Origin of the sequence: Devosia subaequoris (assembly GCF_014197055.1) — a bacterium.
Taxonomy (GTDB): domain Bacteria; phylum Pseudomonadota; class Alphaproteobacteria; order Rhizobiales; family Devosiaceae; genus Devosia; species Devosia subaequoris.
This window is the reverse complement of record NZ_JACIEW010000010.1, coordinates 58,245-83,306: the sequence shown is the minus strand read 5'-3', so window position 1 is coordinate 83,306 and position 25,062 is coordinate 58,245. Positions and strand designations below refer to the sequence as shown.

The 25,062-nt window shown below is 59.3% G+C and carries 19 protein-coding genes, 2 tRNA genes and 1 pseudogene; 16 read left to right on the top strand and 6 right to left on the bottom strand.

All coding sequences use genetic code 11. The features are described from left to right. Positions 1 to 105: 105 nt before the first annotated feature. The 3 genes and pseudogenes from GGR20_RS16820 to GGR20_RS16810 form a co-directional block, all read right to left on the bottom strand. Positions 106 to 2,247 (bottom strand): polysaccharide biosynthesis tyrosine autokinase, encoded by a 2,142-nt coding sequence (locus GGR20_RS16820; RefSeq protein ID WP_183312516.1) that lies wholly within the window; start codon positions 2,245 to 2,247, stop codon positions 106 to 108. Positions 2,248 to 2,693: 446 nt separating this feature from the next. After that, a complete protein-coding gene (locus tag GGR20_RS16815) occupies positions 2,694 to 2,831 on the bottom strand; it encodes a hypothetical protein (protein WP_420827456.1) in 138 nt (45 codons plus the stop codon). Positions 2,832 to 2,862: 31 nt separating this feature from the next. Further along, positions 2,863 to 4,290, bottom strand: a pseudogene (locus GGR20_RS16810) (mannose-1-phosphate guanylyltransferase/mannose-6-phosphate isomerase). A 457-nt stretch (positions 4,291 to 4,747) separates the two neighbouring features. Here GGR20_RS16810 and GGR20_RS16805 point away from each other — a divergent pair. Continuing rightward, a tRNA-Thr gene (locus GGR20_RS16805) sits at positions 4,748 to 4,823 on the top strand. A gap of 521 nt (positions 4,824 to 5,344) precedes the next feature. After that, positions 5,345 to 6,103: an NAD kinase gene (locus tag GGR20_RS16800; RefSeq protein WP_183312515.1), complete on the top strand. Its 759-nt coding sequence runs from the start codon at positions 5,345 to 5,347 to the stop codon at positions 6,101 to 6,103. 138 nt (positions 6,104 to 6,241) lie between these two features. Here the strand turns inward: GGR20_RS16800 and GGR20_RS16795 are convergent, their stop codons facing one another. Continuing rightward, entirely contained in the window at positions 6,242 to 6,796 is a 555-nt protein-coding gene (locus GGR20_RS16795) for a helix-turn-helix transcriptional regulator (protein WP_246349712.1), read from the bottom strand. An 80-nt stretch (positions 6,797 to 6,876) separates the two neighbouring features. On the opposite strand from GGR20_RS16795, the gene GGR20_RS16790 reads away from it, so the two are divergent. The 4 genes from GGR20_RS16790 to GGR20_RS16775 all read left to right on the top strand — a co-directional run bounded on the left by GGR20_RS16790 (position 6,877) and on the right by GGR20_RS16775 (position 9,680). Further along, positions 6,877 to 7,590, top strand: coding sequence for a CoA transferase subunit A (locus GGR20_RS16790; RefSeq protein ID WP_183312514.1), 714 nt, complete (start codon positions 6,877 to 6,879; stop codon positions 7,588 to 7,590). Further along, positions 7,590 to 8,246, top strand: a complete 657-nt coding sequence (locus GGR20_RS16785) for a 3-oxoacid CoA-transferase subunit B (RefSeq protein WP_183312513.1) — start codon at positions 7,590 to 7,592, stop codon at positions 8,244 to 8,246. Before GGR20_RS16790 ends, GGR20_RS16785 begins: the two co-directional genes overlap by 1 nt. Next, positions 8,243 to 9,418, top strand: coding sequence for an acetyl-CoA C-acetyltransferase (locus GGR20_RS16780; protein ID WP_183312512.1), 1,176 nt, complete (start codon positions 8,243 to 8,245; stop codon positions 9,416 to 9,418). Before GGR20_RS16785 ends, GGR20_RS16780 begins: the two co-directional genes overlap by 4 nt. Before the next feature lie 186 nt (positions 9,419 to 9,604). Beyond that, positions 9,605 to 9,680: transfer RNA gene (locus GGR20_RS16775), tRNA-Trp, on the top strand. 275 nt (positions 9,681 to 9,955) lie between these two features. Here GGR20_RS16775 and GGR20_RS16770 read toward each other — a convergent pair. Beyond that, positions 9,956 to 10,222 carry a hypothetical protein gene (locus GGR20_RS16770; protein ID WP_183312511.1) on the bottom strand — a complete coding sequence of 89 codons (267 nt, stop codon included), beginning with the start codon at positions 10,220 to 10,222 and terminating at the stop codon, positions 9,956 to 9,958. 255 nt (positions 10,223 to 10,477) lie between these two features. Between GGR20_RS16770 and secE the strand changes: the two genes are divergently transcribed. From secE to rpoC, 8 genes are all read left to right on the top strand, one after another. Next, the gene (gene secE / locus GGR20_RS16765) at positions 10,478 to 10,672 is read left to right on the top strand and encodes a preprotein translocase subunit SecE (RefSeq protein WP_116588557.1); all 195 of its coding nucleotides are present in this window, start codon (positions 10,478 to 10,480) and stop codon (positions 10,670 to 10,672) included. Positions 10,673 to 10,714: 42 nt separating this feature from the next. Further along, the gene (gene nusG, locus GGR20_RS16760; RefSeq protein ID WP_183312510.1) at positions 10,715 to 11,245 is read left to right on the top strand and encodes a transcription termination/antitermination protein NusG; all 531 of its coding nucleotides are present in this window, start codon (positions 10,715 to 10,717) and stop codon (positions 11,243 to 11,245) included. Positions 11,246 to 11,362: 117 nt separating this feature from the next. Then, the gene (gene rplK / locus GGR20_RS16755) at positions 11,363 to 11,791 is read left to right on the top strand and encodes a 50S ribosomal protein L11 (RefSeq protein WP_183312509.1); all 429 of its coding nucleotides are present in this window, start codon (positions 11,363 to 11,365) and stop codon (positions 11,789 to 11,791) included. A gap of 5 nt (positions 11,792 to 11,796) precedes the next feature. Beyond that, a complete protein-coding gene (rplA, locus tag GGR20_RS16750) occupies positions 11,797 to 12,489 on the top strand; it encodes a 50S ribosomal protein L1 (protein WP_183312508.1) in 693 nt (230 codons plus the stop codon). Between the two features lie 302 nt (positions 12,490 to 12,791). Further along, a complete protein-coding gene (gene rplJ, locus GGR20_RS16745; RefSeq protein WP_183312507.1) occupies positions 12,792 to 13,310 on the top strand; it encodes a 50S ribosomal protein L10 in 519 nt (172 codons plus the stop codon). A gap of 57 nt (positions 13,311 to 13,367) precedes the next feature. Further along, complete coding sequence (gene rplL, locus GGR20_RS16740; protein WP_183312506.1) at positions 13,368 to 13,742, top strand: 50S ribosomal protein L7/L12; 375 nt, start codon at positions 13,368 to 13,370, stop codon at positions 13,740 to 13,742. A 372-nt stretch (positions 13,743 to 14,114) separates the two neighbouring features. Then, on the top strand, positions 14,115 to 18,254 hold the full coding sequence (gene rpoB, locus GGR20_RS16735; RefSeq protein WP_183312505.1) for a DNA-directed RNA polymerase subunit beta: 4,140 nt from the start codon (positions 14,115 to 14,117) through the stop codon (positions 18,252 to 18,254). 79 nt (positions 18,255 to 18,333) lie between these two features. Then, on the top strand, positions 18,334 to 22,518 hold the full coding sequence (rpoC, locus tag GGR20_RS16730; RefSeq protein ID WP_183312504.1) for a DNA-directed RNA polymerase subunit beta': 4,185 nt from the start codon (positions 18,334 to 18,336) through the stop codon (positions 22,516 to 22,518). Between the two features lie 54 nt (positions 22,519 to 22,572). Here the strand turns inward: rpoC and GGR20_RS16725 are convergent, their stop codons facing one another. Then, a complete protein-coding gene (locus GGR20_RS16725) occupies positions 22,573 to 23,667 on the bottom strand; it encodes an NAD(P)-binding domain-containing protein (RefSeq protein WP_246349710.1) in 1,095 nt (364 codons plus the stop codon). A 535-nt stretch (positions 23,668 to 24,202) separates the two neighbouring features. Here GGR20_RS16725 and rpsL point away from each other — a divergent pair. Both rpsL and rpsG read left to right on the top strand, forming a co-directional pair. Continuing rightward, positions 24,203 to 24,574, top strand: coding sequence for a 30S ribosomal protein S12 (rpsL, locus tag GGR20_RS16720; RefSeq protein WP_035080811.1), 372 nt, complete (start codon positions 24,203 to 24,205; stop codon positions 24,572 to 24,574). 14 nt (positions 24,575 to 24,588) lie between these two features. Beyond that, complete coding sequence (gene rpsG / locus GGR20_RS16715) at positions 24,589 to 25,059, top strand: 30S ribosomal protein S7 (protein WP_183312503.1); 471 nt, start codon at positions 24,589 to 24,591, stop codon at positions 25,057 to 25,059. Positions 25,060 to 25,062: the final 3 nt, after the last annotated feature.

Here is a 25,062-nt window from a genome sequence, read left to right as displayed (position 1 = left end):
CATACCCAAGCCCTAGTCCAACGACCGATCTATAAACACAATTCTTGGCGTCCCGGTGTGGTCACACATGCGACCGACAATCTCGGTATAGCCGAGCCACCGTCATTAGGTGCTGTAAGAGTAGTATCCACTGTATTTCTTGTAATATTCGGAACGAGATTGCTCCTGTTGCGTCAGCGTAACTAGCACCGGCACTCGGCCGTCGGAGGCATCCTCAAGGGCGGCAATGTTCTTCTTCACGTCGCTTTGCGACGTGCTGGCCCATTTTACAACGAATGCGATCGCGTCCGACTGTTGGCAGATATAGAGCGGGTCGACCACAGGGCCCACGGGCGGGGTATCCAGGACAACAAAGTCAAACGAGCGCCGCGCGGCATTCAGCAGACGCTGGAAGGTGGCGTTCGCCAGCAATTGGTCTGTTGGCACGCTGCTCCTCCGCGATCCGACGATTACCGATGCATTCGAATACGGATCTTGCACGATAATCTGGGGGAGAGATTCTGAATAATCTGGCTCCTCAGATTGGAGGAGCTCCTGCAAACCAGTCGCTGGTTCAATGCCCAGATGGCGATGAACCGAAGGTTTGCGAAGGTCACAGTCGATAAGCAGCACTGACTGCCCGGCCATGGATGCGGAGCGGGCAATTGCGAGGGCGAGGGTGGTTTTACCCTCGTTGGGATTGGACGAGGTCACCATCAGCACTTTGCCCGACCTGCTGGGATCATCGCCCCTCCTGCTTAGACGCATTGCCTGGTCGAACGCGACACGGGCACGCCTGATCGACTCAGAAAAGATCGAAAGAGGCGATGTGACCACCAGGTCTGCCCGGCTTTCCGTCTCAACTCTCCCTGTCTGGCGTGGGATCGTTGCCGCAAGGGGGCGCTTGAGCACGGTGGCTACCTGCTCGTCACTGGTGAATCCGCCGATCAGGTTTTCGTAAAGGAAGGCCAGCGCAACACCAAGTCCAAGGCCGGCCAGGCCCGCCAGCAAGATGATGAGCCGCGTGTTTGGAAAAGACGCAGAATTGGGCGCAAGCGCGGTTGAGACCACCCGGCTGTCAGCCAATTGCAGATCTGCCTGCGCTTCAAGATCCTGGGCCCGAGAAAGAAGCGTCTGGTATTGGCGTCGAGCCAGTTCAGCGTTCTGCTGAAGCTGGAATATCTGGGTCAAAGTATCAGGCGACAATGCGGAGCCGATGACCTCGGAACGAAGCTCCTGGCGCAGGTTTGCGGTCTGATCCTGGACCTGCTGAACCTCGTCCTGAAGTGCTGAGACCTCGGAGCCTGCCGCGTCCAGAATTGACTGTTCAATGCGTGCCAGCTCTTCACGCAGATCTATCTCCGATGCATTGGCTGAAGGCGCTGACAAATCTCTCTGCAACCTTTGCCGTTGCGCTTCAAGCGCCCCCACAGCATCGGATTCCAGATTGGAAACGATGGCGTTTATGTCGGCTTGCGCGATTGCAGTCTGGACAGTACTTGCAAGGGTTGCAGATTGTTGGCGCGCCCCCTCGAGCGCCGCGATGCGCGCTTGCATATTCGCCAGATCACTGCGACCGCTGTCGCGAGAAATGGCGTCGATATTGTCCGAAATGAACCGATCATAGGTCGTCTCGGAACTCACGATAGCGCTGCGAGCCTGCTCAAGCCGGCTTTGAATGACCGTGAGAGACCCCAATGCGCCCGAGACCTTGGAAGATAGTTGGTCTTCGATATAGACCTCGGCCAATGCATTGGCCAATTCGGCGGCCTTTTGCCTATCCTCGGACCGAACTTGTAGCGAAATGAGATAGGTGAGACCTCGTCGTTGTACCGAGACGGCATTGCGCAACTTGGCCAGTACCTGATTGAGAGCCTCGTCCCCAGTTGGAAGATCAGGAATCGGCACGCCCAGGAAAGAAAGCAACCTTGCCGTCAGACCGATCGAAACCCCGAACTCGTCATCATTGACCAGTTGCTCACGCTGGATGACTTTGAGCAAGACATTGTCCGAGCGGGCGAGCTCGACTTCGCTGTCGATGCGCGCATTATCTGCAGCCGAGCTATTTCCGGATATCGCGCTGTCATCAAGAATGTTCTTGCGAGAAGGGTCCACCATCACCAGAGCCGAGGCCGAATAAAGCGGCGTTAAGGTGAAGGCAACGGAAGTTGCAACGCCGACGACCACAACGGTCGTTGCCACAATCAGAACCAGGCGCCTACGCAGCAGGCTCAAGATCCCGCGAATGTCGATTTCGCTTTCTTCCATAATTTCTTCCGTTTGCGGGGCTGTCTGAGCAACGCCTCGGTTACATCTGCTCTAGGCTGGCTTAGATTTGCTTTTGTCGAAACTAGCGCTCATTGGGATCCAAACTCGTAGTCACGATCCCCGCTTAATCGATTTGACTATAGCGAAATGCATATGGCTCCCATTTAGCCAACTCGTCTCAAGACACGCGCCGCAACTGTGCTCGCGCGAGGCAATAGTTGGATATGTCTTTAGGACTCGGGGAAAAGGATTAGAGGACATCACCGGGCCGTTGGTAGGCACAAAATTCCTTGATGCCAATCGATTAAAGGCACCCACAACTATTGTTATTACTGCAAAAAGGTATTTCCCTGCTCTTAACCCCATTGCTTGGGCAGCACTTGACTAAGCCCGGTACTGGTTGACTGTCGTTGGCTGACAGGAAAATCAACTGTCATAGCTCGTACTCACTTGGCCGCGACGTTGAGTTGGTCTTCCAGATCGAGCTTGCGCAGTTCCTCGACAGGCATGGCCTTGGTCGCGCGCAGGCAGCGGGTTCCCAACCCGGCAACAGGAAACACGGCGGTACGGACAGGTTTAGACACGCGATGCTCTCCTGAAAGTGTCGACACCCGATCAGGCGCGACCAAACTCGTCCTCGATGCGGATAATGTCATCCTCGCCGAGGTACGAACCGGTCTGAACCTCGATGAGCTCCAGTTCTATTTTGCCTGGATTGGCAAGGCGATGCACGCACCCGAGAGGCAGATAGATCGACTGGTTTTCACTCAGAGTGGTCACCGTACCATCTACGCTCACCTCCGCTGTCCCGCGCACTACGATCCAATGTTCGGCCCGGTGGTGATGCTTTTGCAGGCTGAGTTTCTTGCCCGGTTTGACGAACAACCGCTTGACCTGGAACCGCTCGCCACTCAACACCGAAGAGTAGCCCCCCCAGGGCCTATACGCGGTGCGATGGATTTCGGTTAGTCCCGCAGTATCCGGAGCGCTGCGCAAGTGCTTGACCATGTCGCCCACCGTTTGCGCGGCGGAAAGCCGACCAACGTAGACGGCATCATTTGTCGCGATGACAGATATATCCTCAACGCCACTGACGGCGACATGAGCGTGATCGCTTATGACGAGGGAATTGGAAACACTGCTCAGCGTTACCGGACCCTGGCTAAGGTTTCCCCGTGTATCCCGGGCTGCACTTTTTCAAACCGCGTCCCAACTCCCCAGATCGGAACACCCGAAGTCTACGGCCACAACAGAGGCCTTTTGAGTTTTTTCAAAGACAGCATAGTCGACCGAGACGTTGGGCGCCTGAGCAAATGTGTTTTCGTCGAGCCTTAGAAAATCCAAGTCCTTCCGGGCCTTTTGAACGCCCTCATGTGCTGCGGCCAGCGTCTCTGGCGCCAAAGCCTGGCACTCGGCCAGAAAACTGGCAGCTCCGAACACGAACATGCCGGAGTTCCAAAAATACCCGCCCTCGTCGAGCATTCTTTCTGCGCGCTCAATGTTTGGCTTTTCAACGAAACATCTCACTGCTGACGCCCCTTCGCCAACCCGACCTTCGCTTTTGATATAACCGAACCCGGTCTCGGCTGAGAGCGGCTGAATGCCGAATGTAACGAGTTGGCCGGTTTTGGCCGCTTCAATGGCGTGATCGAGGGCCAACCAGTAACCCTCGGAAGTCTCTACGTTGTGGTCAGAGGGCAAAACGTGAAGGATCACATCATGTCCAAACTGGGCCTGAGCCTGAAACGCAGCTGCCGCTATGGCGACGGCCGTATTTCGGGTGATCGGTTCAAGCATTATTCCTGCAAGCGGCACGCATAGCTCGGCAGCCTGTTCGGCCACGATGAAGCGGTACTCCGAGTTGGTCACGACCAAGGGCGCGGTATAGCGCGCGGTGTTTTCGACCCGCTGCAAGGTCAATTGAAACAGGCTGGTTGAACCGGTTAAAGGCAAAAACTGCTTGGGGCGCGCGGCGCGTGACATCGGCCACAAGCGCGTTCCCTGACCGCCTGCCAAAATAACAGGCACGATGGGTTTATTCACGTGTCTAAGCCCCGGAATGTGGAATCATAAATTCAGTAGAGGTATTGCGAGCAAGTACAAACACAATAGCATGTCTGTTGATTGACAAAATGGACCTCTACCATGGTGGTTAACTCGCGGCAGTAAAACAATAATTGTCGGCATAGGTTGAGCTATGGCTATTCTCGCTTGCCAGCCATGCAAAAGGTCGTATTGGGCTGTTTTCTCGCAAGGTTGCGAGATCACTCCACCATGCCCAGCAGAAAGAGCCTTTGACTGGGCTGCTATTGGCCCCGGCACGACCATGCCGTTGGCAGAGCACTCGTGCCACGAAGTGCGCTCGTCGCTAGCAACGCCGAATGCGCCGGACTTGGCAATGTGCTCGGGTCGTCAAAGATAACAGTCTGAAAAGCTTGCCGTGGATTGTCAGACGGGTCACTTGTCTAGGGCTGAAAGGGCTGATAAACGGCACCCCAATGCCGGTATAGCTCAGTTGGTAGAGCACCTGATTTGTAATCAGGGGGTCGCGGGTTCGAACCCTGCTGCCGGCACCAGAAATCTCCAGCATTTGTGCGCTCTTCTGAACCGCACCGGGACTGTCGGAGGCTCTAACTCCAAAGTAGGATAGAGCCTGATGAGCAAGACACCGAACAAGTTTCCCCCGAGGTGCCGACCCAGGCGGTGCGGATGGTGCTTGAGCATGGCGGGGAGTATCCGTCGCGCCGGGCTGCCGTGGTTTCGGTTTCCCAGAAGATGGGCTGTTCGGCCCACACGCTAAACGACTGGGTGAAGTCTGCAGGGTCCTGCCAGTCGGCCCCATCCACCTATCATGTCGCTCAACGCCGTGATCCCTCGCGGCTGTCGGCCCGTGCGGTCTGACTTCAATGGGCGGTGCATCCGCCTGTAACAGCAAAAAACTGGGACGGGGCTCCTCGGGGCGGCGTGTCAAGGTTTTGGTATCGCGAGAGCTTAAAAAGGTCCTGATGGATATAAAGGTCGAACAGAGATATAGGCCATGCCTAGGATTGAAGACCCAGTATTGCTAACAAGCTCGAAAGGCGTCTAGGCCACTTCAATGATGATGCGTTTTGTTTCGAGCGAGACCCCTGAAGCGCTGGCTGCTGCCGAGCGCATGCGTAAACGCTACGGCAAATTCGACCTTGACCGGTCAGATGTGCTGGTCGCGCTTGGGGGCGATGGATTGATGCTGCAAACGCTACACCGGGCTATGAAGCTTGGCGTGCCCGTGTACGGCATGAATTTTGGGTCCGTTGGGTTCATGATGAACCCCTTCTCGGAAGATGCCCTAGTAGATCGGATTGCAGCAGCTCAACGCACGCGAATATACCCGCTCGCAATGGAGGCGGTTGACGTTTCAGGCAGGCGCCAAACGGCGCTCGCTCTAAACGAAGTGTCACTGTTTCGGTCCACCTATCAAGCGGCCAAGCTACAGATAAGCGTTGATGGTGCCGTGAGAATGGAGGAGCTCGTCTGCGATGGCGCGATACTGTCTACGCCTGCAGGGTCAACCGCATACAATCTGTCAGCCCATGGACCAATCTTGCCGATTGATGCCCCCTTGCTCGCTTTGACGCCGATCTCGCCGTTCCGGCCCCGCCGTTGGCGCGGTGCGATCCTGTCGAACAACGCAGTCGTGAAGTTTATGACGCGTGAAGCGGCGAAGCGACCGGTTAGCGCCGTGGCTGACAACCGTGAGTTTCAAAATGTCGCTGAAGTCACCGTAAGAGAAGACAGGTCCCACGGTGTCACCTTATTGTTTGATCCAGGCACAGGTCTGGAAGAACGGGTGCTCGCAGAGCAATTCACTTACTAGCGCGAGAACATACAGAGCCAGCTTTCCCAGTGCCCGAGTGAAAGGCTCCCAAATTCTGATCGCGCTTGTTCCGATTTCGAGTCAATGAGGCCCAAAGTTGGAAGCGGCAACATCGGAGTGGGCGGTCCGCTCATAATTTCAGATGGTCGACTGCGAGAGGAACCAGGCGACAAGTTCTGCCGAGTTGTTGACGCCGACGGATCGCGCAAGACGTAATCGGTGCGCCTCGATGGTGCGTTGCGATAATCCGACTTCCCGGGCAATGACGGCATTGGTCTTGCCTTGTGCCACCAGGGTCAGGATCTGGCGCTGTCGTCCGGTGAGCTTGAGCGTGGTTTCGGTAACCGGTCGGTTCATGGGTTCGAAGCAATACAGCGCTGCGGCGAATGGGTCTCCGGCATCCTGCGAGCGACCATTGACCCGGCACCAGAAACGTTTGCCGCCAACCCCGGCCATGATGCGCTCGTCGTAATAGATGGCGCCGCCGGGCAGGTGATGGCGCCACATGTCACCCGTACGCACGAAATCGGCAATGGCCGGATAGAGCCGGGAAAAGCTCGCCTCCACCAGTTCCTCGCGCCGATAGCCGAACAGATCGGCAAACCCGGCATTGCAGTCCCGGATGATGCGATGGGTCGCATAGACCATAGGGACGGGTATGTCGGCGAGGGTGAAACGCAGCTCTGGCATCATGTGGTATAAATACGACTAACCGGGATGCCCCGGCAAGCACTAGCGTTTGCACAATAACCCGAATGGGAGGAGGAGTGCGAATGCGCAAGCTTCGTTCAAACGCTACTGAAGCGCTGGCCGATGTGCTGGCCGACGGCATGACCATCATGTCAGGCGGCTTTGGGCTTTGCGGCATTCCCGAGGCGCTGATCGAGGGGATCGAGGCCTCGGGCGCCAAGGGGCTGACTGTCATTTCCAACAATGCGGGCGTCGACGGCATTGGCCTAGGACGCTTGCTTGCAACGCGGCAGATCAAGAAGATGATTTCGTCCTATGTGGGCGAGAACAAGCTGTTTGCCGAGCAATATCTGTCTGGCGAACTGGAACTTGAGTTCAATCCGCAGGGCACGCTGGCCGAGCGCATTCGCGCCGGAGGGGCCGGCATTCCAGCCTTCTTCACCAAGACTGGTGTTGGAACGCTGATCGCCGAGGGCAAGGAAGTGCGGCGCTTTGGCGAGGACGATTATGTGATGGAAACCGGGCTGGTGGCCGATGTGTCCATCGTCCATGCCTGGAAAGGAGATGCCGAGGGCAATCTGGTCTATCGAATGACGGCGCGCAACTTCAATCCGATGATGGCGACGGCCGGCAAGGTGACCATAGCGGAGGTGGAGGATCTGGTTGAGACCGGCAGCCTCGATCCTGATCACATCCATACGCCCGGCATTTTCGTGGACCGGCTGGTGCACGTGCCCAATCCGACAAAGCATATCGAAAAACGCACCGTGCGGCAGCGCGACGAGGAGGTGGCGTAATGGCCTGGACCCGCGACCAGATGGCGGCGCGCGCCGCCCGCGAACTCAAGGACGGTTTTTACGTCAATCTGGGCATCGGCATTCCGACGCTGGTGGCCAACTACATTCCCAAGGGCATGGATGTACGGCTGCAGAGCGAAAACGGCATGCTGGGCATGGGGCCCTTTCCCTATGCCGGGGAGGAAGATGCGGACCTGATCAATGCCGGCAAGCAGACAATAACTGCCCTACCGGAAACCAGCTTCTTTTCCAGTGCCGACAGTTTCGGGATGATCCGGGGTGGACATATCGATCTGTCGATCCTGGGCGCCATGCAGGTGTCCGAGAGCGGCGATCTGGCCAATTGGATGATCCCGGGCAAGATGGTCAAGGGCATGGGCGGGGCCATGGATCTGGTTGCCGGGGTCAAACGCGTGGTCGTGGTCATGGAGCATGAGGCCAAGGGTCAGGCCAAGCTGCTCACCGAATGCACCTTGCCGCTGACCGGCCAGCGCGTGGCCGATCTGGTCATCACCGATCTCGGGGTCTTTTCCGTCGCCCGCCGCGGTGACATCGACATGCGTCTGATCGAACTGGCCGATGATGTCAGCGTCGATGAGATCACCGCCAAGACAGAGGCGCGCTTCACCGTGACCCTCGAGGAGAAGGCCGCATGAGCGACATTGTCATTGTCGGCGCCGCCCGCACCCCGGTCGGCAGTTTCCTGGGACCGCTGAGCACGGTTGCGGCGCATGATCTGGGCGCCACCGCCATCGTCGCAGCCCTGCAACGCGCTGGTGTTTCGCCCGAGGACGTCAACGAAGTCATCCTTGGCCAGGTGCTCACCGCCGGCGCGGGGCAGAACCCGGCGCGCCAGGCAGCGGTGAAGTCCGGCATTTCAAAGTCGGCTACGGCCCTGGGGATCAACCAGGTCTGCGGTTCCGGCTTGCGCGCGGTGGCCATGGGCATGCAGCAGATCCTGTGCGGGGATGCCGACATTGTTGTCGCAGGCGGGCAGGAATCCATGTCGCTCTCGCCGCACTGCCAGGTCCTGCGGTCGGGCACCAAGATGGGCAATGTCAGCCTGGTCGATACCATGGTTGTCGATGGGCTGATGGATGCGTTCGGCGGCTACCACATGGGCATTACAGCCGAGAATGTCGCCAAGCAGTTCGGTGTTTCGCGCGAGCAACAAGATGATTTCGCGCTGGCCAGTCAACAGAAGGCGGCAAAGGCGCAGGCGGCGGGGCACTTCGTCGAAGAGATTGCGCCGGTCAGCATTGAGACCCGCAAGGGCACGAGCATTGTCGATGCCGACGATCACTTGCGGCCTGACACCAATGTTGAGGCTCTGGGCAAATTGCGCCCGGCCTTCGACAAGGATGGCTCGGTCACTGCGGGCAACGCTTCGGGGCTCAACGATGGTGCAGCGGCGCTGGTGCTGATGCATTCCGACGAGGCGGCGCGCCGTGGTCTTGCGCCGCTGGCCCGCATCGCCGGTTGGGCGACAGCGGGTGTCGATCCCTCCATCATGGGTACGGGGCCGATTCCGGCATCGCAAAAGGCACTGGCAAAGGCGGGGTGGAGCGTCGGTGATCTTGACCGGGTCGAGGCCAACGAGGCCTTCGCCGCACAAGCCTGCGCGGTCAATGCGGGCATGGGGTGGAATCCCGATATCGTCAATGTCAGTGGTGGCGCCATCGCCCTGGGGCACCCCATAGGAGCATCGGGCGCCCGCATTCTTGTTACCCTGCTGCATGAGCTTTTGCGCAGTGATTTGCGCAAGGGCCTTGCCACGCTCTGCATCGGCGGCGGCATGGGAGTCGCGATGTGCGTGGAACGAGCTTAGCCCTTCCGGCACTGACAAGGCTGGCGCCCGCAGTCTATGAGACCGCGTCTCGCGAGTGCTGCGCGGGCACGGCATCGTCGGCTCATGGAATGCGGGCCAACAAATCATCGTTGTGAACGAGTGGGACAAGGCCCAAACTGCCCCTTGCATCTGCCGCGCTTTGCCATTAGACACGGCCTCGCCTGAAGGGGTTTAGCTCAGTTGGTAGAGCATCGGTCTCCAAAACCGAGGGTCGTGGGTTCGAGTCCCCCAGCCCCTGCCAGGCAATTTCCAAACATTCTTGAATAGATCTGCTGGACACGGTCGTGGATTTCGGCAAGGCGATCTGCGGACCGGCTGGGCAGAGGTGAAGAGCCAGTCCCCGGCAGGGGTTGGGAGTGCATGGGATCCGGGGACTGACGTTGGAGGTCGCAGGAGGCAAGTCCTGCTAGAGCAAAACGCATCATGGGCGGAAAGGTTTCCCGCGCCGTCCGGGTTTTGGATGCGCGTCCAAGGCGGCACGGTGTGCCGCAAAAACCGCAACGAAAGTCTTACGGGTTATTCCGCCGCTGCGGGCCGGGGAGCGCTAAGCCTGGCCTTGAGCTTGTTGAGCTGGTGAGCCGCGTGGGTAAGGAGCGCGGTGCGCACCTGTTCATGCGGAACTTTGCCGCAATCGGCCCGCACGGGCAGGTCAAGGCCGTATTCGGTAACGTTGCCCTGGAATTGTTCGCGAATCCGTACGCGTACGACGCCCGTCATGCGGTCGCTCATGGTCGCGTGGGGACCAAAATGCATCAATTGGCAGGCGAGGACCTCGAACGACATTGCTCCCTCCACGAGCGTTGCCACATTCCGGGCACAATCTATCCAACGACATGCAATGCGGGGGCGCAAGGGGGATTCGCGCGCGATTTGCACTTATGCTTTACATGTGATCGGAAACGGACAGTGTCCGGAGCGGCGATTCGATTGCCAAGCCTGTTGCATTCCTCTGGCAAAGCCTCTAGATAGCCCGCTCTAGCCGTGCGGGATTCCTGCGCGGCCTTTGGTTTTGCACCAAGATACGAAGTAGATTTGCCCATGGCCCGCACGAACCCAGTCCAGTTTCTCCAGCAGGTTCGCTCGGAAGTCAGCAAGGTCACCTGGCCGGGCCGGAGCGAGATTGTGATTTCCACGATCATGGTTCTGGTGCTGGTCATCCTGGCCAGCCTGTTCTTCCTCGCGGCTGACCAGGTCATCTCCTGGTTCGTGTCCTTGATGCTGTCGATCCGCTAAGTCGGTTCATTTTAGAAAAGTTATTGGGAGCGGCGACCCTTTATGGCCAAGCGCTGGTACATCGTTCAGGCGTATTCGAACTTCGAGCGCAAGGTGGCGGAAGATATCCGTCTCAAGGTCGCGCAAAAGAAGCTTGAGCACCTGTTTGAAGACGTGATCGTGCCGACCGAAAAGGTCGTCGAGATCCGCCGTGGCCGCAAGGTCGACACGGAGCGCAAGTTCTTTCCGGGCTATGTGCTGGTGAAGATGGATATGACCGACGAGGCGTTCCATCTGATCAAGAATACCCCCAAGGTTACCGGGTTCCTCGGTTCGGACAACAAGCCGATGCCGATCTCGGAGAACGAGGCGATGTCGATCCTGCAGCAGGTGCAGGAAGGCGTTGATCACCCCAAGCCCTCCGTCAGTTTCGAGGTGGGCGAGAACGTTCGGGTTTCGGACGGTCCGTTCGCCAGCTTCAATGGCATCGTCGAAGAGGTGGACGAGGAACGCTCGCGCCTCAAGGTCGAGGTCTCGATTTTCGGTCGCCCCACTCCGGTGGAGCTCGAATACGGTCAGGTCGAAAAGGTCTGATCACACCCATTCGGCTTCGGTCGGATGAAACCCGTGGAAGGGGATGGCGCTTAGCCGGCGTCAGGAAACCGAACCACGGCTTCAACTGCCCCTCGGGGCGCATGAGAAGGATAGAAAATGGCTAAGAAGATCACGGGCTATATCAAGCTCCAGGTGCCGGCTGGCTCTGCCACCCCGTCGCCCCCGATCGGTCCGGCGCTGGGTCAGCGCGGTCTGAACATCATGGAATTCTGCAAGGCCTTCAATGCGGCTACGCAGGAGCTCGAAAAGGGCTCGCCGATTCCGACCATCATCACCGCCTATGCCGACAAGAGCTTCACTTTCGAGATGAAGCAGCCGCCGGTGACCTACTTCATCAAGAAGGCGATGAACCTCAAGTCCGGCTCCAAGCTGCCAGGCAAGGAAAGCGCCGGCACCATCACCGAAGCCCAGCTTCGTGATATCGCCGAAAAGAAGATGAAGGATCTCAACGCGGACGACGTTGAAACCGCAATGAGCATGATCGCCGGTTCCGCCCGGTCGATGGGCATTCAGGTCGAGGGCTGATAGAGATGGCAAAGATCGCAAAGAAGGTCGCCGCTGCCCGTGAAGGCATCGACCGCAACAAGCTCTACTCGCTCGAAGACGCCGTCAAGCTGGTGAAGTCGAAGGCCTCGGCCAAGTTCGACGAGACCGTCGAGATCGCGATGAACCTTGGTGTTGACCCGCGTCACGCCGACCAGATGGTTCGTGGCGTCGTGAGCCTGCCCAATGGCACCGGCAAGACCGTCCGCGTCGCCGTGTTCGCCCGTGGCGCCAAGGCTGACGAAGCTACCGCAGCCGGTGCTGACATTGTTGGCGCTGAAGACCTGCTCGAAACCATCCAGTCGGGCAAGATCGACTTCGATCGCTGCATTGCCACCCCGGACATGATGCCGCTGGTCGGTCGTCTGGGTAAGATCCTGGGCCCGCGCAATCTGATGCCGAACCCCAAGGTCGGCACCGTGACCATGGACGTCAAGGGCGCTGTTGGCGCTGCCAAGGGCGGCGCTGTGGAATACCGCGTCGAAAAGGCTGGTATCATTCACGCCGGCGTTGGCAAGGTGTCGTTCTCCGAGGATGCACTGCTGCAGAACATCAAGGCGTTCACCGACGCCGTGCAGAAGTCCAAGCCCGCAGGCGCCAAGGGCACCTATGTCAAGCGGGTGTCCGTGAGCTCCACAATGGGCCCGGGCGTCCACGTCGAGCCGAATACGGCCGTCTAATTCGAAATTCCGGGCGGTTCGCCGCCCGGTTTCGCCGCCCCTTTGGGGGCTGCGTAAAGTCCTGTCCGAGACTGCCGGCCGGCGCATGCCGTTAATTCCAGTTCTGGAGCCAGCAATAGACGGGGTGAGACCCAATTCCGGGCCGAACGGCCCAAAGGTTGCGGTTCGAACCTTAGCCAGTTGCCCTAGCGGCACTCGGTCGGCAGGCACTAACCGTTGTTCCTCGGCCTGCAAGGGCAGGGGGCAGCAATTGGCAATGGTCCCTTGGCGAATGCTCTGGGGCTTATTTGTGGAGACTAGCTTTGGAAAGAGCGGAAAAGCGTGAAGTCGTCGCCTCGCTCCAGGAGGCCCTCGCGGGCGCTGGATCGATCGTCGTCGCGCACAATACCGGCCTGACCGTCGCTGCGTTCACCGACCTGCGCGTGCAGGTCAAGAAGGCTGGCGGCAAGGTCAAGGTCGCAAAGAACCGCCTTGCCAAGCTCGCTCTTAAGGAAACCGATGTCGCGGACATCTCGGACCTGTTTACCGGCCCGACTGTCCTTGCCTATGCGGAAGACCCTGTCGCTGCACCGAAGATCGCAGCGGCCTTCGCCGAGAAGAACCAGAAGTTCGTCATTCTCGGCGGTGCCATGGGCCCGACTGCTCTCGACGCCGATGGCGTCAAGGCACTGGCAACGATGCCCTCGCTCGACGAACTGCGTGCCAAGCTCGCAGGCCTTGTCAAGCAGCCGGCAACGAACATCGCTTCCATCCTCGTGCAGCCAGGTGCGGGCATTGCTCGCGTTCTGGCCGCTCACGCGGACAAGGGCGAAGCGGCGTAAGGCCGTTCCAAACTACCTCAACATTCGAACCCGAACCCAAACTGAAAAGAGTGTAAAATGGCTGATCTCGCCAAACTCGTTGATGACCTCTCGGCCCTGACCGTTCTGGAAGCTTCCGAGCTGTCCAAGATGCTGGAAGAAAAGTGGGGCGTTTCCGCCGCTGCTCCGGTCGCCGTTGCCGCTGCTGGCGGTGCTGCTCCGGCCGCTGCTGCTGAAGAAAAGACCGAATTCGACGTGATCCTTGCCGCTTTCGGCGACAACAAGATCAACGTCATCAAGGAAGTCCGTGGCATCACCGGCCTCGGCCTGGGCGAAGCCAAGGCCCTGGTCGAAGGTGCTCCGAAGGCCATCAAGGAAGGCGTGTCGAAGGCTGAAGCCGAAGACATCCAGAAGAAGCTGGAAGCTGCTGGCGCCAAGGTCGAACTCAAGTAATTTCGACTTTTGCCTTGAAATTTGCGAAATGGCGCTTTATGTGCCATTTCGCTTTTCCGTTTCTGACGGAACGATTCGCCAGGGCCGATTGGATGGGTCCAGGCCCCAATTTGCGGAAATATATGACGAATTTGGATGTCGCGGGCATATTGAAGCCTCTGTTGACCTCGCCGTGGGCTGTCCCTCGTGCGGGGCTTTAGTCGCTGATCACGTGTCTGTGAACTGACCCATCGGGTTGTGAGCCAGTTTTTTATGCCATCCACCAAGACCCGCTGAATTGACTACCCAGGCATATATCCCGAGCGCCGACGGCTGATAGTCGGGTCTTTGGATATCTGCCTCCGAGACAAGCGCTATAAAGTAGGAGCTTTCATGGCTACCACGTTCAACGGCCGCCGCAAGGTTCGCAAGTCCTTCGGCTCCATCCGCGAAGTCACGGAGTTGCCCAATCTGATCGAAGTCCAGAAGGCTTCCTATGATCAGTTTCTTCAGGTCGCCGAGCCCAAGGGTGGCCGGCCTGACGAAGGGTTGCAGTCCGTGTTCCGGTCGGTCTTCCCGATCACTGACTTTTCCAACACCGCATCGCTCGAATTCGTGCGCTACGAATTCGAAATGCCCAAGTACGACATTGATGAGTGCCGCGCGCGCGATATGACTTTCGCTGCCCCGCTCAAGGTGACGCTGCGGCTGATTGTGTTTGAGGTGGACGAAGAGACCGGCGCGCGCTCGGTCAAGGACATCAAGGAGCAGGACGTCTATATGGGCGACATGCCCTTCATGACTCCCAACGGCACCTTCGTGGTCAACGGCACTGAGCGCGTTATCGTTTCGCAGATGCACCGTTCGCCCGGCGTGTTCTTCGACCACGACAAGGGCAAGACCCACTCTTCGGGCAAGCTGCTGTTCGCTGGCCGGATCATCCCGTATCGCGGTTCCTGGCTTGATATCGAATTCGACGCCAAGGACATCGTCTATGCGCGTATCGATCGCCGCCGCAAGATTCCGGTCACCTCGCTGCTCAAGGCGCTTGGCATGGATGCCGAGGAAATCCTCGACACCTATTACAACAAGCTCAACTACGAGAAGTCCGAGAAGGGCTGGCGCGTACCTTACGATGCCGAAAAGTGGAAGGGCGCCAAGCCGACCCACGACCTGATCGATGCCAAGACGGGCGACGTTGTGCACGAAGGTGGCAAGAAGCTCTCGGCTCGTCAGGCCAAGAAGCTGGCTGAGAACGGCCTGACCCACCTGCTGGCGGTAGATGAAGACCTCTACGGCATGTATGTTGCCGAAGATCTGGTCAATCTGCAGACTGGTGAAATCTACGCAGAAGCCGGCGACGAGATCGACGAAAAGCTGCTGACCGGACTGGTCGAAAAGGGCTTTGACGAGTTGCCGATCCTGGATATCGACCACATCTCGATCGGTGCCTACCTGCGCAACACGCTGGCGATCGACAAGAACGAGAGCCGCGAAGACGCGCTGTTCGACATCTATCGCGTCATGCGTCCGGGCGAGCCGCCTACGGTTGAAACCGCAGAAGCCATGTTCCAGTCGCTGTTCTTCGATGGCGAGCGCTATGACCTGTCGGCCGTAGGCCGCGTCAAGATGAACATGCGTCTCGAGCTCGATGCGCCCGACACCATGCGAACCCTCCGCAAGGAAGATATCGTGGAAGTCGTTCGCACGCTGGTTGATCTGCGCGATGGCCGTGGCGAAATCGACGATATCGACAATCTGGGTAACCGCCGCGTCCGCTCGGTCGGCGAACTCATGGAGAACTCCTATCGCCTTGGTCTGCTCCGCATGGAGCGCGCCATCAAGGAGCGCATGAGCTCAGTCGAGATCGACACGGTCATGCCGCAGGACCTGATCAACGCCAAGCCGGCTGCTGCCGCTGTGCGTGAGTTCTTCGGATCCTCGCAGCTGAGCCAGTTCATGGACCAGACCAATCCGCTCTCGGAAGTGGCCCACAAGCGTCGTCTTTCCGCGCTTGGACCGGGCGGTCTGACTCGCGAACGTGCCGGCTTCGAAGTGCGCGACGTGCACCCCACCCATTATGGCCGTATCTGCCCGATTGAGACGCCGGAAGGCCCGAATATCGGTCTGATCAACAACCTGGCCACATATGCCCGCGTCAACAAGTACGGCTTCATCGAGACCCCGTACCGCAAGATCGTCGAAGGCAAGCTCACCGATGAGGTCGTGTACCTCTCTGCCATGGAAGAGGCCAAGCACTACGTCGCTCAGGCGAACGTGCAGTTTACCCCGACTCTGGAGCTGCAGGATGATCTGGTCGTGGCTCGCCACGCCGGGGACAACGGCCTGACGCCCAAGGAAAACGTCGATCTGATGGACGTTTCGCCCAAGCAGATGGTGTCGGTTGCCGCTTCGTTGATCCCGTTCCTCGAGAACGACGACGCCAACCGCGCCCTGATGGGATCGAACATGCAGAAGCAGGCAGTGCCGCTGCTGCGTGCCGAGGCCCCGTTCGTGGGCACCGGTATGGAACCGGTGGTGGCCCGTGACTCTGGTGCTGCTATCGTCGCCAAGCGAACCGGCATTGTGGACCAGGTCGATGCGACCCGTATCGTTATTCGCGCGACGGCGGAAACCGATGCCTCGAAGTCGGGCGTGGACATCTACAACCTGATGAAGTTCCAGCGTTCGAACCAGTCGACCTCGATCAACCAGCGTCCGCTGGTGGTGGTGGGCGATCACATCAACGCCGGTGACATCATTGCCGACGGTCCCTCAACCGAACTTGGCGATCTGGCCCTGGGCCGCAACGTGCTCGTCGCGTTCATGCCCTGGAATGGCTACAACTTCGAAGACTCCATCCTGTTGAGCGAAAAGATCGCCATGCAGGATGTCTTCACCTCGATCCATATCGAGGAATATGAAGTCATGGCCCGCGACACCAAGCTTGGTCCGGAAGAAATCACCCGCGACATTCCGAACGTTTCGGAAGAAGCGCTGAAGAATCTGGACGAAGCCGGTATCGTGCATATCGGTGCCGAAGTGCAGCCGGGCGACATTCTGGTCGGCAAGATCACCCCCAAGGGTGAATCGCCGATGACGCCGGAAGAAAAGCTCCTTCGGGCCATCTTCGGTGAGAAGGCCTCCGACGTTCGTGACACCTCGCTGCGCGTGCCCCCGGGCGATGCCGGTACCGTCGTGGAAGTCCGTGTCTTCAACCGTCATGGCATCGACAAGGATGAGCGCGCCATGGCCATTGAGCGCGAGGAAATCGAGCGCCTGGCCAAGGACCGCGACGACGAACAGTCGATCCTGGACCGAAACGTCTATGCCCGTCTCAAGGAGATGCTGTTCGGCAAGGCCGCAACTGCAGGTCCGAAGGGCTATGTCGTCGGCACCAAGCTCAATGACTCGATCTTTGAAGGTCAGCCGCGGTCGAAGTGGTGGCAGTTTGCCGTCGAGGACGACAAGGTGATGACCGAGATGGAAGCTCTTCATGCCCAGTATGAGGAGAGCCGTCGTCTGCTCGAGCAGCGCTTCATCGACAAGGTGGACAAGCTGCAGCGCGGTGATGAACTTCCGCCGGGCGTGATGAAGATGGTCAAGGTCTTCATCGCGACCAAGCGCAAGATCCAGCCGGGCGACAAGATGGCTGGCCGTCACGGTAACAAGGGCGTGGTTTCGCGCATCGTTCCTGTAGAAGACATGCCGTATCTCGAGGACGGCACTTCGGTGGACATCGTGCTCAACCCGCTCGGCGTGCCCTCGCGCATGAACGTCGGACAGATCCTGGAAACCCATCTGGGTTGGGCCTGTGCTGGCATGGGCCGGAAGATCGACGAGATGGTCCGCGCCTATCATGCCAAGGGCGACCTGACCCCGTTGCGGTCCGAGATCAAGACGCTGTTCGCCAATGACGACACGCTGAACGATCTGGATGATGACAGCCTGGTTCGCCTGGGTGAACATCTCTCCAAGGGCGTGCCGATCGCAACCCCGGTGTTTGATGGTGCCAAGGAAGCCGACATTGTCGAAATGCTGGAACAGGCGGGCCTGAAGGCCTCGGGCCAGTCGACTGTGTTCGACGGCCGTACCGGCGAGCAGTTCGACCGTCAGGTGACCGTGGGCTACATCTACATGCTCAAGCTCGACCACCTGGTGGACAACAAGATCCACGCGCGTTCGATCGGTCCGTACTCGCTGGTTACCCAGCAGCCGCTGGGCGGCAAGGCGCAGTTCGGTGGTCAGCGCTTCGGCGAGATGGAAGTGTGGGCCCTCGAAGCGTATGGCGCTGCCTATACGCTGCAGGAAATGCTCACCATCAAGTCGGACGACGTGGCGGGCCGTACGAAGGTCTACGAGGCCATCGTGCGCGGCGACGACACCTTCGAAGCGGGCATCCCGGAAAGCTTCAACGTTCTGGTCAAGGAAATCCGGTCTCTCGGTCTCAATGTCGAACTCGACATGCGTGAAGAGGACGAACCTGAACAGGCTGATCCGGAGCTCGCACCTCCTCAGGAAGCGGCGGAATAATCCGGCACTTCCAACCCCATTCACCTTCCGACCGGACCAGCAGCCTGGCTGCGGTCCGGAAGGATAGAGGAGAGAAATGATGAACCATCATTCCCACGTCATGGACCCGTTCAACCCGGCCGTCCCGGTGCAGACTTTCGATCAGATGAAGATCTCGATCGCGAGCCCCGAAAAGATCCTGTCCTGGTCCTATGGCGAGATTAAAAAGCCTGAGACCATCAACTACCGTACGTTCAAGCCCGAGCGTGACGGCCTGTTCTGCGCCCGTATCTTCGGCCCCGTGAAGGACTATGAATGCCTGTGCGGCAAGTACAAGCGCATGAAGTTCAAGGGCGTCATCTGCGAGAAGTGCGGTGTGGAAGTCACCCTGAGCCGCGTTCGCCGCGAGCGCATGGGACACATCGAGCTGGCCGCTCCGGTCGCGCATATCTGGTTCCTCAAGTCCCTGCCGAGCCGCATCGCGCTGCTGCTCGACATGACGCTGAAGGATATCGAACGCATCCTGTACTTCGAGAACTATGTCGTTCTCGATCCGGGTCTCACCCCGTTCACGCAGAACGAACTGCTCACCGAAGAGCAGTATCTTGACGCGCAGGACGAATATGGTGGCGACAGCTTCACCGCCAAGATCGGCGCCGAGGCTATCCGCGAAATCCTGCTTGGTCTCGATCTGGAAAAGATCGCGGCCGACCTGCGCGTGGAAATTGCCGAGGCGACCACCGAGCTCAAGCCCAAGAAGCTGGCCAAGCGTCTCAAGATCGTGGAGCAGTTCATTGTTTCGGGCAACAAGCCCGAATGGATGATCATGACCGTCATTCCGGTCATTCCGCCCGAGCTGCGCCCGCTGGTGCCGCTGGATGGTGGGCGTTTTGCCACCTCGGACCTGAACGATCTCTATCGTCGCGTCATCAACCGCAACAATCGCCTCAAGCGCCTGATCGAGCTGCGTGCACCTGATATCATCATCCGCAACGAAAAGCGTATGTTGCAGGAAGCCGTTGACGCGCTGTTCGACAATGGCCGCCGTGGCCGCACCATCACCGGTGCGAACAAGCGTCCGCTGAAGTCACTGTCCGACATGCTCAAGGGCAAGCAGGGCCGGTTCCGCCAGAACCTGCTCGGCAAGCGCGTTGACTATTCGGGCCGTTCGGTGATCACCGTGGGCCCGAACCTCAAGCTGCACCAATGCGGTCTTCCCAAGAAGATGGCGCTCGAGCTGTTCAAGCCGTTCATCTATTCGCGCCTGGAAGCCAAGGGCTTCAGCTCGACGGTGAAGCAGGCCAAGAAGCTGGTGGAGAAGGAAAAGCCGGAAGTCTGGGATATCCTGGATGAGGTGATCCGCGAGCACCCGGTCCTGCTGAACCGCGCGCCGACCCTGCACCGCCTCGGCATTCAGGCCTTCGAGCCCATGCTGATCGAAGGCAAGGCCATTCGTCTGCACCCGCTCGTCTGCTCGGCCTTCAACGCCGACTTCGACGGCGACCAGATGGCTGTGCACGTTCCGCTCTCGCTGGAAGCCCAGCTTGAAGCGCGCGTGTTGATGATGTCGACCAACAACATTCTGCACCCCGCCAATGGTCAGCCGATCATTGTGCCCTCGCAGGACATCGTGCTTGGTCTCTATTATCTCTCGCTGATGAACGACAACGAGCCGGGCGAAGGCATGGCTTTCGGTTCCTATGCGGAGCTGGAGCATGCTCTCGACAACAAGGTTGTGACCCTGCATTCCAAGATCAAGGCTCGTGTGCCGACCTGGGACGCTGAGGGCAAGCAGATCACCGAGATCGTGGAAACCACGCCGGGCCGTATGCTGATCGGACAGATCCTGCCGATCAATCCGGCGGTGCCGTTCGCCACCGCGAACCAGTTGATGACCAAAAAGATGATCTCCAAGATGATCGACACCGTTTATCGCGGTTGCGGTCAGAAGGAGACGGTCATTTTCTGTGACCGCGTCATGCAGCTCGGCTTCAAGAACGCCTGTGATGCCGGCATCTCGTTCGGTAAGGACGACATGGTTATCCCTGCGTCCAAGTACACGATCGTGGAAGAGACGCGTAAGCAGGTCGAAGAGTTCGAACAGCAGTACAATGACGGCCTGATCACTCAGGGCGAAAAGTACAACAAGGTCGTGGACGCCTGGGCCAAGTGCGGCGACAAGGTTGCCGAAGAGATGATGGACGCGATCCGAACAGTCCAGGTCGATGCGGAAACCAAGCGTCAGAAGCCGATCAACTCGGTTTACATGATGAGCCACTCGGGTGCTCGTGGTTCGCCGGCCCAGATGAAGCAGCTTGCCGGTATGCGCGGCCTGATGGCCAAGCCGGACGGCTCGATCATCGAAACGCCGATTACCGCGAACTTCAAGGAAGGTCTGAACGTGCTGGAGTACTTCAACTCCACCCACGGTGCCCGTAAGGGCCTGGCCGATACCGCTCTGAAGACGGCGAACTCGGGTTATCTGACCCGCCGTCTGGTGGACGTGGCACAGGACGCGATCATCGTGTCCGAAGATTGCGGCACCGAGCGTGGCCTGACCATGGAGCCCATCGTGGACGCCGGTCAGGTTGTGGCCTCCATTGGTCAGCGTGTGCTGGGCCGGACCACGGCGGACGATGTGTTCCACCCGCTTACGGGCGATCTGATCGCACCGAAGGGCACGCTGCTTGAAGAGAAGCATGTGGATGTCATCGAAGAGGCCCGCATCCAGTCGGTCCGGATTCGTTCGCCGCTGACTTGCGATATGCGACAGGGTTGCTGCGCTGCGTGTTACGGTCGTGACCTTGCTCGTGGCACGCCAGTCAACATGGGTGAAGCTGTGGGTGTCATCGCCGCGCAGTCGATCGGTGAACCCGGTACCCAGCTGACCATGCGTACCTTCCACATCGGTGGCACGGCGCAGGTGGTCGACAGCTCGTTCCTCGAATCCGGTGCCGAAGGCAAGATCGAGATCCGCAACCCGAACCTGGCGACTGTTGAAGGTGGCAAGCAGGTCGTGATGGCTCGTAACGTCTCCCTTGCCATCGTTGACGGCGAAGGCAAGGAACGAGCGACTCACAAGGTCATCTACGGCTCCAAGCTGCTCGTCAAAGAGGGTGACTCTGTTCGTCGCGGCCAGCGTCTGGCTGAATGGGACCCGTACACCCGTCCGATCCTCGCTGAAGTCGAGGGTGAAGTGGTGTTCGAGGATCTGGTGGACGGCGCCTCGGTGGCAGAAAACACCGATGAGGCGACCGGCTTCACCAAGCGCGTGGTTATCGACTGGCGCGGCAATCAGCGTGGTGAAGGCCTCAAGCCTGCACTCGCCATTGCCCGCGGTGGTTCGATTGCCAAGGTGGATCGTGGTGGCGACGCCCGGTACCTGCTGTCGGTCGATGCGGTTATTGCCGCAGAGCCGGGCGAGAAGGTTGCTCCGGGTGACGTGTTGGCCCGTATTCCGCTGGAAAGCGCCAAGACCAAGGACATCACCGGCGGTCTGCCGCGTGTGGCCGAGCTGTTCGAAGCCCGTCGTCCGAAGGATCACGCCATCATTGCCGAGATCGATGGCACCATCCGCTTTGGTCGCGACTACAAGAACAAGCGTCGCGTGGTCATCGAGCCTGCCGAGGAAGGTGGCACTCCGGTCGAATACCTGATCCCGAAGGGCAAGCCGTTCCATCTGCAGGAAGGCGACACCATCGAAAAGGGCGAGTACATCCTGGACGGCAATCCCGCTCCGCATGACATCCTTGCGATCAAGGGCGTCGAAGAGCTGGCGCGTTATCTCGTCAACGAGATCCAGGAGGTCTATCGCCTGCAGGGCGTGCTGATCAACGACAAGCACATCGAGGTGATCGTTCGCCAGATGCTGCAGAAGGTCGAGATCGTGGAACCGGGCGAGTCCGGCCTGCTCAAGGACGAGCAGCTCGACAAGCTGGATTTCGACGAGCTCAACGATGCGTTGGTTGCCGAAGGCAAGAAGCCGGCTACGGCGAACCCGGTCCTGCTGGGTATCACCAAGGCCTCGCTGCAGACGCGTTCGTTCATCTCGGCGGCTTCGTTCCAGGAGACGACTCGCGTTCTTACCGAAGCTGCCGTGTCCGGCAAGGCCGACCTGCTCGAAGGCCTCAAGGAGAACGTCATCGTGGGTCGCCTGATCCCGGCCGGTACCGGTGCCGGTCAGTCCAAGGCAAAGCAGATCGCAGCCAAGCGCGACGATCTCATCCTGGAAGAACGTCGCCGCCAGGCCGAGACCGTTCAGATCGCGGCACCTGCTGCCGAGTAGCGCGCTCTCGATGCAAGAATTGGGGAAGGGGCCTTCGGGCCCCTTTCTTTTTGGCTACTCGGCCAGGTTCAGGAAGGTGGTGAGCTCGCGGGCTGCTGCCGCACCGGCGCGATTGGCACCGATGGTGGAGGCGGAAGGGCCATAGCCGACCAGATGCAAGCGCGGATCCTTGGCCACCTGGGTCGCGAGGCGCCCCGTCATGGTGATGCCGCCGCTCTCCTCCCAGATCTGCAGCGGTGCCAGATGGTCAAGGGCGCTGCGAAAACCGGTGCACCACAAGATCACATCGACATCGAGCGCCCGGCCGTCGGGCCAGCGAACGCCGGTCGGGGTGATCTCCGAGAACATGGATTGACGATCCAGCGTGCCGCGTTTGCGCATGGCTTCGATCGCTGGCGTCACCGGCAGGCCGGTAACTGATACCACGGGGCGAGGTGGCAGACCGGCACGAACGCGCTCCTCCACCATGGCGACGGCCCGGCGCCCGGCGTCTTCATCGAAGGGACCATCGCGCCAACGCGGGGGCGTGCGCGTTACCCAGGTGGTCCGGGTCACCTGTGAAATCTGGTCGAGCAGTTGGACGGCCGAGATGCCCCCGCCGACAATCAGGACATGGCGCCCGACAAAGTCGCCGGCCGTCCGGAAGTCCCTGGTGTGAAGAGTTTGCCCCTTGAAGGTGGCAGCGCCGGGATACTTAGGAATATAGGGTCTCTCCCAAGTACCGGTGGCATTGATGATGCCACGGACGGAGAACAATGCGCGGTCAGTTTCGACACGCAGGCGCTCGCCCCGGTCGCACACCACTTTCACCGTCGTCGGACGCAGCACCCGAAGATCGAAATGGGTTTCGTAGGCGGCGAAATAATGCGGCACAGCGACCGAGGCCCTGACGGAATCGTCTCCACCCGCAAACTCCCCGAAGGCAAGGCCGGGCAGGTCGTGAACGCGATTGACTGTGCTCAGGGTCAGCGAGGGCCAGCGATATTGCCAGGCGCCACCCGGTTGCGGGGCCTGATCGACGACAAGGAAATCCTTCTCCGGTTCCAGCCCGAGCTTGCGCAGATGGTGTGCGGCGCTGAGCCCAGCCTGCCCGGCGCCGATTACCACGACATCCAGTTTCAGGGCGGCACGCAGGGTCTGTTCGCTCAAAGGGCGCTCCCGTGGTTGGACCTGATCTAGGCGGGGCCATGAGCATGCGCAAGGCAGGGGATCGTGGTGGCTATGACGGCCCGCGAGACTCGAGTCGTCTGCCGAACCGTTTTTTGGGAATTCGTCCAGTTCCTTTTTGGTCGAATACTGAGCTCACTTGCCGGAAACGCAAGGCTCACCTTCGGTTTTTTCACGAAAGAATCCTTGACGGGACGAGTCTTCGGTTCTAAACAGCGCCTACCTTAGCGGTCGGTCGTGGTTGCCACACCGGGTCCCTGCCATCTTGAGCGGGAATCCATGGCGATCAAACACACTGTCGGGTAGTTAGACGAAGCAAATCCTTGTGCGCATGACTGCTGCCGAAAGGCGGGTGGTCCGCTGCAATTGGGGCGCTGCCGATTCCTTAGTGGTTTCGGGCATGCGCCGCTTTGGTTTGCTTGTGTAGACCGAACTGCGCGTCCCAAGGGGCGTGAATTTAGTACTGGAGCCTTTCTTTCGAGATCGGCTTCGATTTTTGGACGATGGAAAGAGCGCAATGCCCACCATTAATCAGCTGATCCGCAAGCCACGCGCCAGCAAGCCAAAGCGGAACAAAGTTCCGGCCATGGAAGCCAACCCGCAGAAGCGCGGCGTTTGTTCCCGTGTGTACACCACGACCCCTAAGAAGCCGAACTCGGCTCTGCGCAAGGTTGCCAAGGTTCGCCTGACCAACCAGCGCGAAGTGATTTCGTATATCCCGGGCGAAGGTCACAATCTGCAGGAGCACTCCGTTGTGCTCATCCGCGGCGGTCGCGTGCGCGATCTGCCGGGCGTTCGCTATCACGTGCTCCGCGGTGTCCTGGACACGCAGAGCGTGAAGGACCGCAAGCAGCGCCGGTCCAAGTATGGCGCGAAGCGTCCGAAGTAAGGAGATATTGAGCGATGTCCCGTCGTCACCGCGCTGAGAAGCGTGAAATTATTCCCGATCCCAAGTTCGGCGATCTGGTCGTTTCCAAGTTCATGAACTCGCTCATGAAGGACGGCAAGAAGTCTGCTGCCGAATCCATCGTCTATGGCGCATTCGACATCGTCGAAGCCAAGACCAAGCAGGATCCGATCACCGTGTTCCACGGCGCCCTGGATAATATCCGTCCGGCCGTCGAAGTCCGGTCGCGCCGCGTTGGTGGTGCAACCTACCAGGTTCCGGTCGAAGTCCGTACCGATCGTCAGCAGGCCCTGGCTATTCGCTGGCTGATCGATAGCGCCCGCAAGCGTGGTGAGAACACCATGCGCGAGCGCCTGTCCGGTGAGCTCATGGACGCGATGAACGGTCGCGGCCAGGCCGTCAAGAAGCGCGAAGACACGCACCGTATGGCTGATGCCAACCGTGCATTCTCGCACTACCGCTGGTAGTAG